General features: G+C 62.7%; 15 protein-coding genes and 2 pseudogenes. 13 read left to right on the plus strand and 4 right to left on the minus strand.

Annotated features, from left to right (window positions below):
• On the minus strand, positions 1-309 hold a 309-nt coding region (locus tag JCM19049_RS04280), incomplete at its 3' end, for a hypothetical protein (protein ID WP_279402438.1).
• A 410-nt stretch (positions 310-719) separates the two neighbouring features.
• On the opposite strand from JCM19049_RS04280, the gene JCM19049_RS04285 reads away from it, so the two are divergent.
• The 7 genes and pseudogenes from JCM19049_RS04285 to JCM19049_RS04305 all read left to right on the plus strand — a co-directional run bounded on the left by JCM19049_RS04285 (position 720) and on the right by JCM19049_RS04305 (position 5,481).
• Complete coding sequence (locus tag JCM19049_RS04285) at positions 720-1,859, plus strand: YihY/virulence factor BrkB family protein (protein ID WP_054820920.1); 1,140 nt, start codon at positions 720-722, stop codon at positions 1,857-1,859.
• Positions 1,860-2,203: 344 nt separating this feature from the next.
• Entirely contained in the window at positions 2,204-2,863 is a 660-nt protein-coding gene (locus JCM19049_RS23130; protein ID WP_374700228.1) for a YihY/virulence factor BrkB family protein, read from the plus strand.
• A complete protein-coding gene (locus JCM19049_RS23135) occupies positions 2,827-3,336 on the plus strand; it encodes a YihY/virulence factor BrkB family protein (RefSeq protein WP_374700227.1) in 510 nt (169 codons plus the stop codon). Before JCM19049_RS23130 ends, JCM19049_RS23135 begins: the two co-directional genes overlap by 37 nt.
• A 159-nt stretch (positions 3,337-3,495) precedes the next feature.
• Positions 3,496-4,431, plus strand: coding sequence for a hypothetical protein (locus tag JCM19049_RS04295; RefSeq protein ID WP_054820914.1), 936 nt, complete (start codon positions 3,496-3,498; stop codon positions 4,429-4,431).
• Positions 4,432-4,440: 9 nt separating this feature from the next.
• A pseudogene (locus tag JCM19049_RS04300) lies at positions 4,441-4,901 on the plus strand (phage holin family protein).
• Complete coding sequence (locus JCM19049_RS18540; RefSeq protein WP_279402439.1) at positions 4,898-5,059, plus strand: DUF3618 domain-containing protein; 162 nt, start codon at positions 4,898-4,900, stop codon at positions 5,057-5,059. Before JCM19049_RS04300 ends, JCM19049_RS18540 begins: the two are co-directional and overlap by 4 nt.
• Positions 5,059-5,481, plus strand: coding sequence for a hypothetical protein (locus JCM19049_RS04305; protein WP_054820915.1), 423 nt, complete (start codon positions 5,059-5,061; stop codon positions 5,479-5,481). Before JCM19049_RS18540 ends, JCM19049_RS04305 begins: the two co-directional genes overlap by 1 nt.
• A gap of 310 nt (positions 5,482-5,791) precedes the next feature.
• Here the strand turns inward: JCM19049_RS04305 and JCM19049_RS04310 are convergent, their stop codons facing one another.
• The gene (locus JCM19049_RS04310; protein WP_279402440.1) at positions 5,792-6,133 is read right to left on the minus strand and encodes a hypothetical protein; all 342 of its coding nucleotides are present in this window, start codon (positions 6,131-6,133) and stop codon (positions 5,792-5,794) included.
• A gap of 24 nt (positions 6,134-6,157) precedes the next feature.
• On the opposite strand from JCM19049_RS04310, the gene JCM19049_RS18545 reads away from it, so the two are divergent.
• Positions 6,158-6,325, plus strand: a complete 168-nt coding sequence (locus JCM19049_RS18545; protein ID WP_175419321.1) for a hypothetical protein — start codon at positions 6,158-6,160, stop codon at positions 6,323-6,325.
• A 574-nt stretch (positions 6,326-6,899) separates the two neighbouring features.
• Here JCM19049_RS18545 and JCM19049_RS04315 read toward each other — a convergent pair.
• Together JCM19049_RS04315 and JCM19049_RS04320 are read right to left on the minus strand one after the other, a co-directional pair.
• Positions 6,900-7,232 carry a hypothetical protein gene (locus tag JCM19049_RS04315; protein ID WP_279402441.1) on the minus strand — a complete coding sequence of 111 codons (333 nt, stop codon included), beginning with the start codon at positions 7,230-7,232 and terminating at the stop codon, positions 6,900-6,902.
• Between the two features lie 301 nt (positions 7,233-7,533).
• The gene (locus tag JCM19049_RS04320; protein ID WP_054820918.1) at positions 7,534-7,965 is read right to left on the minus strand and encodes a hypothetical protein; all 432 of its coding nucleotides are present in this window, start codon (positions 7,963-7,965) and stop codon (positions 7,534-7,536) included.
• A gap of 164 nt (positions 7,966-8,129) precedes the next feature.
• Between JCM19049_RS04320 and JCM19049_RS18550 the strand changes: the two genes are divergently transcribed.
• The 5 genes and pseudogenes from JCM19049_RS18550 to JCM19049_RS18555 all read left to right on the plus strand — a co-directional run.
• Complete coding sequence (locus JCM19049_RS18550) at positions 8,130-8,423, plus strand: hypothetical protein (protein WP_279402442.1); 294 nt, start codon at positions 8,130-8,132, stop codon at positions 8,421-8,423.
• Positions 8,345-8,695 carry a hypothetical protein gene (locus JCM19049_RS04325; RefSeq protein WP_374700229.1) on the plus strand — a complete coding sequence of 117 codons (351 nt, stop codon included), beginning with the start codon at positions 8,345-8,347 and terminating at the stop codon, positions 8,693-8,695. The genes JCM19049_RS18550 and JCM19049_RS04325 overlap by 79 nt, the downstream gene beginning before the upstream one ends.
• Positions 8,696-8,697: 2 nt before the next feature.
• A pseudogene (gene nusA, locus JCM19049_RS04330) lies at positions 8,698-9,680 on the plus strand (transcription termination factor NusA).
• A 122-nt stretch (positions 9,681-9,802) separates the two neighbouring features.
• A complete protein-coding gene (locus JCM19049_RS23140) occupies positions 9,803-10,123 on the plus strand; it encodes a YlxR family protein (RefSeq protein WP_343831164.1) in 321 nt (106 codons plus the stop codon).
• Positions 10,124-10,288: 165 nt separating this feature from the next.
• Positions 10,289-10,457, plus strand: a 169-nt coding sequence (locus tag JCM19049_RS18555; RefSeq protein WP_279402444.1) for a translation initiation factor IF-2 N-terminal domain-containing protein, incomplete at its 3' end; no start/stop codon positions are given.

Here is a 10,457-nt window from a genome sequence, read left to right on the forward strand (position 1 = left end):
GGCGTCCCCGCTCACCTCCAGGGTGCCGGCGGGCAGCTGCAGGGCGCTGAGCGGCTCCCAGTTCCCCTTTCCGGTGGTGCTCTCATGGACCTTGAGCACCCCAAGGTCCCGGCCGTTGACCGTGACGGTGGCCGATTCATCCAGCCCCGATGCGCGTACCAGCACGGCGTCATCCCGGATGGCCCAGCCGGTCAGCAGCAGCCGGCCCCAGTGCACCGGGATCGTTGCCGCGCGCGGCCATCCGGGCGTGCCGTGGGCAGCGCTGCTTGGCGGCCGGTCACCGGGTTCCGGACCGGACTGATGGGACATGGTGTTCTCCTCATGAAGGGTGCAAGTGATGCTGATCGGTGCGAGTGACAGTATCGTGACACATTTAGTGGCCCACGGGCATCATCCGTGAACGGTACATGCGTTGATCATCCAGTTCAGCCCCGGGTGCCTGTTCGCCCCGGCACGGGATGTGGAGCGGCTTCGGCCGGTGCGGGCAGCCGGGTGCGGCAAGGACGCCGGCCCCCGATGTTACGGGGCTGCTCACGCCACCGCTGCTTCGGCCCGTGCAGGACGGAAGCACGGGGCCGGTGAACGCGCGCGAAGTCTTGACCCTGGCGATTCGTCCGCCTTGCGTTGAATGAACCTATTTCGCCTGATTGAATAACGGTACGTGGACAGCTGTCCCCAACGAGGAAAGTGTCCTCATCGAGACTGTGCAGGGGTGGAACATGGCCAAAGACCAGGAAGTGAACCATGAAGCCGGAAGCGTGGGTGACACGGTACAGAAGGCGGCTGAGGCGCCGCCGGCGGATCACGCCTCAAAGCCCAAGCTTCCCACGGAGCTGAAGCTGCGTTCCTGGCGTTACATCTTCAAACGCTCGATCAACGAATTCGCGGGCAAGAAGTGCACGGACCTGGCCGCAGCCCTGACCTACTTCACGATGCTGTCGATCTTCCCGGCGCTGCTGGCGATGGTTTCGTTGCTCGGTGTGGTGGGCCAGGCGGAGAAGACCACGCAGAATCTGCTGCAGCTGCTGGGTGAGGTGGCCAGCGACCAGGTGGTGCAAACCCTGAAGCAGCCGATCGAGCAGTTGACGAACGCCCCGTCCGCGGGATTCGCGTTGGTTGCCGGTCTGCTCGGTGCGCTGTGGAGCGCCTCGGGCTACGTGGGTGCCTTCGGTCGAGCGGTGAACAAGATTTATGACGTGCAAGAAGGCCGCCCGTTCTACAAGCTCAAGCCGATCCTGCTGCTGATTACCCTGGTGCTGCTGGTGGCAGCCTCGCTCATGGCAATCCTGCTGGTCGTCTCCGGACCCATCGCCCAGGGTATTGGCCAGGCACTGGGACTGGGGGAAAGCGGCATCCAGGTCTGGAACATCGCCAAGTGGCCGGTCATCGTGATCTTCGCGGTGATGCTCGTGGCCATCCTGTACTACGGCACCCCCAACGTGAAGCAGCCCAAGTTCCGCTGGATCAGCGTCGGCTCGGGCATCGCGCTGTTGGTGCTGGCCCTGGCCACCGTCGGCTTCTTCTTCTACGTATCGAACTTCAGCAACTACAACAAGACCTACGGCGCCATCGGTGGCGTGATCGTGCTGCTGCTGTGGATCTGGATCGCCAACAACGCCCTGCTTTTCGGCGCGGTCTTTGACGCGGAGATGGAACGTGGGCGCGAATTGCAGGCCGGAATTGAGGCCGAGGAATCCATCCAGCTGCCGCCACGAGACACCTCGGCGGCGCAGAAGAAGGAGGAGAAGGAAGAAAAGGTGATCCGCCAGGGGGAGGAGCTGCGCTACTCCAGCGAGCTGGCAGCCGAGGAACAGCGTGAAGCCGCCGCACGGGAAGCAGAAAACCCCCGCGACACCTAGACCCACTTCGCTGGCACCATGGTGTCTACGACCCACCAGGACCGCGAGGTCCGGAGAGCTGTTGAGAAACACTGTCCGGTCTCGCGGTCTCTTTTATAGTCCCACGGGCTGCGCAGCCTTTTGGCGATACGCGTTCAGTTTGTCCCACGGAGAAGCCGGACCATCAGGCAATAAATGGCCTGACTATACCGCCTCGGCTGGGGTTGCAAGCAAGGTTGCTGCACTGATGGGAGAAATCTGAGGGTTCCATCAACGTCGTTGCCCCACCCCGGTCCCGCTGTTTGAATATCGGCAAGTGGACCAAGTCCTACGCCGAACGCTTGCGGAGGTGGAACGTGGGCAGCATGCAGGAAAGCCATCGGGCAGGGAGAAGTGCGCAGACGGCCCATAAGGCCGAGCACGCCCCGGCCCCTGACGACAACAGGAAACCGGACCTGCCGACCGATCTGAAGTCGCGGTCCTGGAAGTATGTGTTCAAGCGCTCGATTGGCGAGTTCACACGCAAGAAGTGCACCGACCAGGCAGCGGCGCTGACCTACTTCACCATGCTGTCGCTGTTCCCGGCACTGCTGGCCATGGTTTCGCTGCTGGGCCTGGTTGGCCAGGCGGAGAAGACCACGCAGAACATGCTGCAGCTGCTGGGTGAGGTGGCCAGTGACCAGGTGGTGCAAACCCTGGAACAGCCGATTCAGCAGCTGACCAACGCGCCGTCGGCGGGATTCGCGTTCGCCGCCGGTTTGCTCGGTGCGCTGTGGAGTGCCTCCGGCTACGTGGGGGCGTTCGGTCGGGCCATCAACCACATCTATGACGTGCAAGAAGGCCGCCCGTTCTACAAGCTCAAGCCGATCCTGCTGCTGATTACCCTGGTGCTTTTGGTCGCCGCAGCAGTGATGGCGGTGCTGCTGGTGGTCTCCGGGCACTGGTGCAGGGCATTGGACAGGCCCTGGGGCTGGGTGAAACCGGCATCATGGTCTGGAACATCGCCAAGTGGCCGGTCATCGTGATCTTCGCCGTGATCCTGGTGGCGATCCTGTACTACGGCACCCCCAACGTGAAGCAGCCCAAGTTCCACTGGATCAGCATGGGCTCGGCCATCGCGCTGATCGTGCTGGCCATCGCCACCGTCGGCTTCTTCTTCTATGTATCGAACTTCAGCAACTACAACAAGACCTACGGCGCCATCGGTGGCGTGATCGTGCTCTTGCTGTGGATCTGGATCGCCAACAACGCCCTGCTTTTCGGCGCAGTCTTTGACGCCGAGATGGAACGTGGACGGGAACTGCAGGCCGGAATTGAGGCCGAGGAATCCATCCAGCTGCCGCCGCGGGAAACCAAGGCCAGCGACAAGCTGGCGGCGAAGGCTGAAAAGGACATCCGCCAGGGTGAACAGCTGCGCAAGGACAGCGAACTGGCGGCGCAAGACCACACCGGGGATGACTCCCCGGCAGGTGAAACCAAGCGGAGGAGGGAGGACTGACTTCTGCGGGCACCTGAACCCGCTGCATCGATTCGCGCGGCCCCTGCCAGCCAAGCAGGGAGCTGACCGACACCAAGAAGGCGCTCGCCGGAGCCACCGGCAACGAAATACGTGCCCGAGAACAGAACTATCGAGCAATGGAGTAACAGGAGGGCAACAATGAGCAGCAACGATTACACCACTCCGGAACCCAACCGCAACATTCCACCGACCCAGGTGCCAGATCCGCTGGCCGGCGTGAACGACCCGATCGTTCCGCCGGGTGAAGGGGCCCCGCTCAGCGAGCCGGTTCCACCCGCTGAGCCGGTGGACACCGAACTGACCGGCCTGGGCACCGGAACCGGTGTGGGAGCCGGCACCGACGACACCGACCAGTCCAAGGCGCAGGAGGCTGCCTCCGAGGCCAAGGACCTGGCGCAAGAGGGCAAGCAGTCCGCCGCCCATGTCATGGACAGTGCCAAGCAGGAGGCCTCGATGGTCGCCGAGCAGGCCCGCGACAAGGCCAGCAACCTGCTTGATGAGCTGGGTTCGGACGTTCGCGAGCAGGCCTCGGCGCAGCAGCAGAAGATCTCCGCGAACCTGCGTGACATCAGCGAGGAATTCCGCAACATGCTGGACAACTCGCAGGCCTCGGGCACCGCGTCCAGCCTGGTGGATCAGGCCGCCCACCACAGCGGCAAGGTCGCCGACTGGCTGGAGCAGCGTGAGCCGGGGGACCTGGTCGAGGAAATCAAGGGCTTTGCCCGCCGCCGCCCAGGCGCCTTCCTGGGGCTGGCACTGGGTGCCGGCCTACTGGCAGGTCGCCTGACCCGCAACGCCAGCGGTCCGGATAAGGACTCGGACCGGGACACGCGGCGCGATGCGTTTCCGCGGCACGCCACCCAGGGCTCCCAGGACCAGTACCGGGATGTGTCCACTGATGACGTGCCGCCGGGCATGACCCGCGGCCAGGTGCCGCCCGAGGTGACCTCGCAGCCCACCACCCAGCCGCGGACCGTGGGAATGCCGGAAACCGGAACCCCGGGAGTCCTTCCGGGGGAGCCGGAACCGGGAAGCACCTACCCGCCGACCCCACGGCGGACGGACTTCGAGTAGGAGGCTGCGATGAGCGAGCACACAAATGACTACGGAACGCCGGGGCCCGGCGCGGTCCCAGCCGGTGGCGGGTCACACGCGGCCGAGGAGGAGCAGACCACCCTGGGCGGACTGTTTAGCGACCTGACGCAGAACGTGTCGGTGCTAGTTCGCCAGGAAGTGGAACTGGCCAAGACCGAGCTAAAGGAGTCAGCAGCCTCGGCAGGCAAGGCGCCGGCATGTACGCCGGTGCGGGCATCGCGGCACACTTCGTGCTGATGTTCCTGTCCCTGGCCGCAGTGTTCGGCCTGGCCACCCTCATCGGCTACGGCTGGTCGGCCCTGATTGTGGCCGGTGTCTGGGCCATCATCGCCGCCATTCTGGCCATGGTTGCCAAGAAGAAAATGGAGCAGGTCAAGGGGCTGCCCAAGACCTCCTCAACCGTGAAGAAGATTCCGTCGGCTTTCAAACCTCAGGAGGAAACGCGATGAGCAGGGATTCCGAAGAACTCAGGCAGGACATTGCCCAGACCCGACAGGAGCTGAGCGATGACGTGGACGCGATCGTGGACCGGGTTAGCCCGTCGCAGATCGCCCACCGGCAGAGCGAGAAGATCAAGGAACGTTCCACCGAGCGAAGGATGCAGTGATGGGAAGCGGTGAATCAGCCAGCGACCAGGCCCACGATGCCATGGAAAGCGCCAAGGAGGGAATGAACCGGGCCCCACAGCGGGTCGTGGAGCAGACCCGCGGCAACCCGTTGGCCGCCGGACTGATTGCGTTCGGCGCAGGCCTATTGGCCTCCTCGCTTCTGCCCGCCACCGACCGAGAAGGGGAGATGGCGCAGAAGCTCAAGGAGAAGGCCGAACCGCTGACTCATGAGCTGACCGAGAGCGCGAAGCAGGTGGCCGAGGACATGAAGGAGCCGGTCAAGAATGCTGCTGAGGAGTTGAAGGACTCCGCGCAATCCTCAGTGGAAAGCGTCAAGGAAGAAGCCAGCGGTGAAGTCGATGACCTGCAATCGCAGGCCAAGGACAAGGCCCAAGGCCTTTCCGATAACGACAACCGCTAACGGTTGACGCTCACGCCTCACGGCTGGAAGGGCACGACAGGCACGGTGGCCGAAACCGGGATACGGAATCGGCACCGTGCCTTGCCCGGCAGCTACTGCTTCAGGCAGAGCACAGAAGCGTTATTGTTTTGCCACTGATGTTCGTCCAGAAACCCGGACGGTGAAAACCGAATAGTGTCGAGGGTGCCGGGAGGATTCCCGGGCATGAGGGGAACACGCCGCACACAACAGTGGCTGCGCCGTTCTTGCGAACAGCACAGCCACTGGTATTACCGGTGCCGCGGCGCGGGTTGATGCTGATTCCGCAGCATTACCGATTCTCGTTACTGCATCCGGGTTCCCAACCGACCGAATGAGCGGAAGCTCTTGTCCGGTGCGTGCATGGGCGGTAGGCATGTGCCACTGCACTGCAGGAGAGCTGATTAATCCGGAACATCAGGAAGGAATCAGTCTCCAGTGCCTCGGAGTACAAATCGCTGATGGTGTCGGTTGAACCCCGCGGGTCCACGACTTCCAGCGCGTCGCCGCCCAGGGCGACGTAGGTGAAGCACAAACGGGACTCGTTATCCATGGTCGCAACCAAGACTGGTGGCTGGTGCACGGAGACCAGCGCCATGACTTCGGCGAGTTTCTCGTGCGGCTGAGCCATCACGATGGGCATTCCTTGTGCCCATCCATGCTGTTCGAGGAGTTCTCGTCCCTGACGGGAACCAATGACGTCAGCGACGAGCTCGGCGATCTTGGAGCGAACGAAGCGGCCTGGCATTTTTCTACCTCCATTTTCAAGCAACTTAGCGAGCGAGTGTTCCCCATAGTTCTGCATGGTGGTGTTTTCAATACCTGAATTAACCGGTATTGGAATTGTGTTCTGTCTGGAACTGCAATTCCACACTAACCCGCTTCTGAGGAAACCTCGAGCACCTTCTGGGTGTGTGAAACAATCCGCCATACTAGTTTCCTGCGCCATAAATCTGGTGTTTGACTAGTCCTTTTACGGGTTACTTGACTTTGGGGAAGCCCTTCCAGGCTGCGCTTGGAGTGTGATCTCTGAGATGTTTCTCAGGATCAATAGAGTCATCCTGAAATCTACCTGAAAGTATTTCTGCCGACTCCACAGTCCGTGGATTATCTGCTAGGGATAATGGTATCTGGCGCGCAAGTTTATCTGATTCTACTGTCGTATAAATGGAGCATAAATACGAAGTTAATGTATTTGAATGCATGTAATGGCGTGTTCCTGGTGCGTAGTGCAACCGCTCGGTGCGCGCGAGCGGGTTAACGCGGCATCTTCGTGGCGTTGCCCGCCGGGTGGGGTGCAGCCGAGGATCCAGCGCAGCCGGCATGCCTTGCGCACGAGCCGAAGCAAAGGGGCAAGAGCAAGACACGACCCGTTCCCGCCCGCGGGATGGGTCGAGGGGCTATTGCTTGCCAGGTGCCAGGAGCTGAGCTGGCTTCCCAGCGTCCTGCTGCTCGGTGGTGACGTTCCAGACGAGGTCACCCAGAACCTGGCGCGTCTGGTCCTCTGCAGCGCCCACGGCTAGCAGCAGCTCGGTGGTGAATTCCTGTTGCAGCGAGCTGGCCAGGGAGGGCAATTTCTCCAGGCCGCCGCCCGGCAAATCGTAGGCCGCGAGGCGAAGGTCGGGGCAGTCTGCGGGAACGGTTGCTCGCAGGTCCTGTAGGTGCTCGGCCAGTTGCTGGCGGTGCTGCTCGATGATCGCGGCCTGCTTGGCACCATTACGGGCGGCCTGCACCTGCAGTACATAGTCCAGTGCGTAACCGCGATCCAATGCCCGGGCCGCATGCAGGCGACCAGGTCGGTGTCCGCCGGGAGTGCGGTCTGCTGATCCAACAATTGCCGGTCGCTAAGGCATGCCACCGCCCCGGTCTCGGGCTGCGCCGGAGCGTCACCCGCATCGTCTGTGCTGCCCAGCGGTGCCGGGACTTGCCGTGCGTCATCTTCTTGCACGGCATGCAGCACGCTGCGCGCATCCAGGCTCACCTCGAAGGCAATGCGGGCCAGCAGCGCGGCGCCAGCCTCATCCTCGGCCTCATTCACCGGCACGCTCTGACCTGCCTGCAGCACTTCATCGGCCAGGCTCGTAGCCGCCTCTGCGGAATAACTGGTCGCCAGCTCGGTCGCTGCTCGTCCTCGTAGTGCAGTTCGCCAAGCAGTGCACTGGCCTGAGACAGTGAGTCATGCAGGGCCTGCAGCGCTGGCGCCGTTTCCTGCTTTGCCTCCTTGGCCAGGGCGGCCAGGGTTTCGCTCCGCTGGTCCAGCTGCTTCAGCTGTGCGCCGTACTCCCATTCGCGCAGCTGTTCATTGCTCGATCCGCGAATTTCCTCGGGCAGCCCCCGGTCTTCCAGTGCCCCGCGGAACACGGTGACGCCCAGGGCCCACATTAGGGCCAGGACCAAAACCACGGCCAGCAGGGGTGCCAGCCAGCTGGGGGCTTTGCGGGAAGATGAGGAAGCAGCGTCTTTCATATCCCCTTGATCATCCCATGATCTCCTCCGGAGCCGCTTCCCTGGTGCCGGTCCGGCGGAATTCCGCGTGAGTTCCTTCACCTGCAGGGCTAAACTCGTATCCAGCCATGCCGCCTTCGCGCTACGCTTGGATGTACAACATCGAATAACGTGGGAGGATATCCATGACCGGCAAGCCGGCCGATACCGAACAGGAAGCAAAGCGGTTGATGACCGTGCTGCAAAAGGAAGTTGAATCCCACGGGCTGGTTCTCGAAGACATCACCATTCGGCCAGCGGGCAAGCAGCAGCTGATGCAGATTACCGTAGACCTTCCCGAGGCACCGACTCGGTCAACCTCGATCAGCTGGGCGAAGTCACCGACACCATCTCCAAGGCACTGGACGCCGATTCCGTGTACGCCAATGCCGCTCCCTATGAGCTTGAGGTCAGCTCCCCGGGTTTGTCCCGTCCGTTGACCGTTCCCCGCCATTGGGGGCGCGCCGTGGGGCGAATGGTCAACATCACCCTGACTGACGGCAGCAAGCTGCACGGCCGGATCTGTGAGGTGGGCGACGATGAGGTGCAGCTTGCCGTACACCACGCCCCGGCCAAGAAGGGCATGAAGGAGAAGGTGGATGACCCGCGTCCCTTCGCCCTGGCTGAGATTCGCAAAGCCGTCGTTGATGTGGAATTCAACCGCACCGACGAGCACCTGGACATCATCGACGTAGAAGACCCGGAGGCCTGAGCATGGACATCGATATGGATGCACTGCGCACCTTGGAAAAGACCCGAGACATCCCCATGGATGTCTTGATCACCACCATCGAGTCGGCCCTGCTGCTGGCCTACAACAAGACCGAGGGCGCCATGCCCAACGCCCGCGCCGTCATTGAGCGCGGCAACGGGCACGTGGCGATCATGGTTGAGGACTATGACGAGCACGGTGTGCTGCTGGGCGAGTTCGACGACACCCCACTGGGCTTCGGCCGCATCGCGGCCTCCACCGCCCGCCAGGTGATCATGCAGCGTCTGCGTGAGGCGGAGGATGACCAGGTGGTCGGCGAATACCGCTCGCGCGTAGGCGGACTGATCTCCGGCACCATCCAGCAGGCACCAGCGCCCACATGGTGCAGGTCAACGTCGGAGACGTCGAGGCGGTGTTGCCCCCGCCGGAGCAGGTTCCCGGTGAACGCTACAAGCACGGCGAGCGGCTGCGCGCCTTCGTGGTGTCCGTGGAGCGCGGCACCAAGGGGCCGGCCATCACCCTGTCCCGCTCGCACCCGTCCCTGGTGCGCCAGCTCTTTGAAATGGAAGTCCCGGAAATCGCCGACGGCGTCGTGGTCATCGAGGCGCTGGCCCGCGAGGCCGGGCACCGCACCAAGATTGCGGTGCGCGCCACCGAGGTCGGCGTGAACGCCAAGGGCGCCTGCATCGGTGAAATGGGCACCCGCGTGCGTGCGGTGATGAACGAGTTGAATGACGAGAAGATCGACATCGTGGACTACAACGAGGACCCGGCCAAGTTCATTGCCGCGGCCCTGTCGCCCTCGAAGGTCAACTCCGTGGAAATCCTGGACGAGGCCGAACGCCGCGCCCGCGTCATCGTGCCGGACGGGCAGCTGTCCCTGGCGATCGGCAAGGAAGGGCAGAACGCCCGCCTGGCCGCCAAGCTCACCGGCTGGCGCATTGACATCCTGGCCGCCTCCGGCGGAAAGGAACCGCGCTACTAGCTGCGACGGGAAGTCCCGGTCGGGTACGTGATAGTTACCTCACACGCGCACCGGGGCATAAACGCGCTAGACTATTAGTTGGCTCATTTAAAGAAAAAGTGGAAGTGGGAAGTCCCAAGGGCATGAAGCTGCATCAGCAACGCACCTGTCTGGGATGCCGCACCACCACGAACATGGATGAGCTCATCCGTTGGGTACTGCACCCTGGCGCCCCGCAACCGCGGGCGCGGCTGGCCGTGCTGAGCCCGGCGCCCGGACGTGGCGCCTGGACGCACCCGACACCAAAGTGTGTGCAGCAAGCCGTACACCGCAAGGGATTTGCCCGTGCCTTTCGCGCACAGGTGGATACCGGGTCGGTGCTCGAGGATTTTGCTGCATACGAAGCTCGACTGGCACCCCGCCAGCGAACTGGCAGAGATAAGGAAAGCGGGTCAGAAATCTGATGGCTACCCGATGAGTCCGCAACGATGAGCGCCAAACGATGACAAATCAGTTTCGCGTATTCCACCGTGCGGCGGAAGACCAAGACGAACTAATCCACTGATCTGCCGAAACCCATTTCCCCTGTGGCGTGGAGTGACGGCCGATCACACTGATACAGGAGAGATGTGGCTAAACTCCGCGTTCACGAGCTCGCCAAAGAGCTCGGAATCACCTCTAAAGACGCATTGAATAAATTACAGGAAATGGGCGAATTCGTTCGTTCCGCTTCCTCCACCGTCGAGCCCCCGGTCGTGCGCAAGCTGCGCGCCGCCTTTGGCGGTTCGGCCCCCGCTG

Source organism: Arthrobacter sp. JCM 19049 (assembly GCF_001310435.1).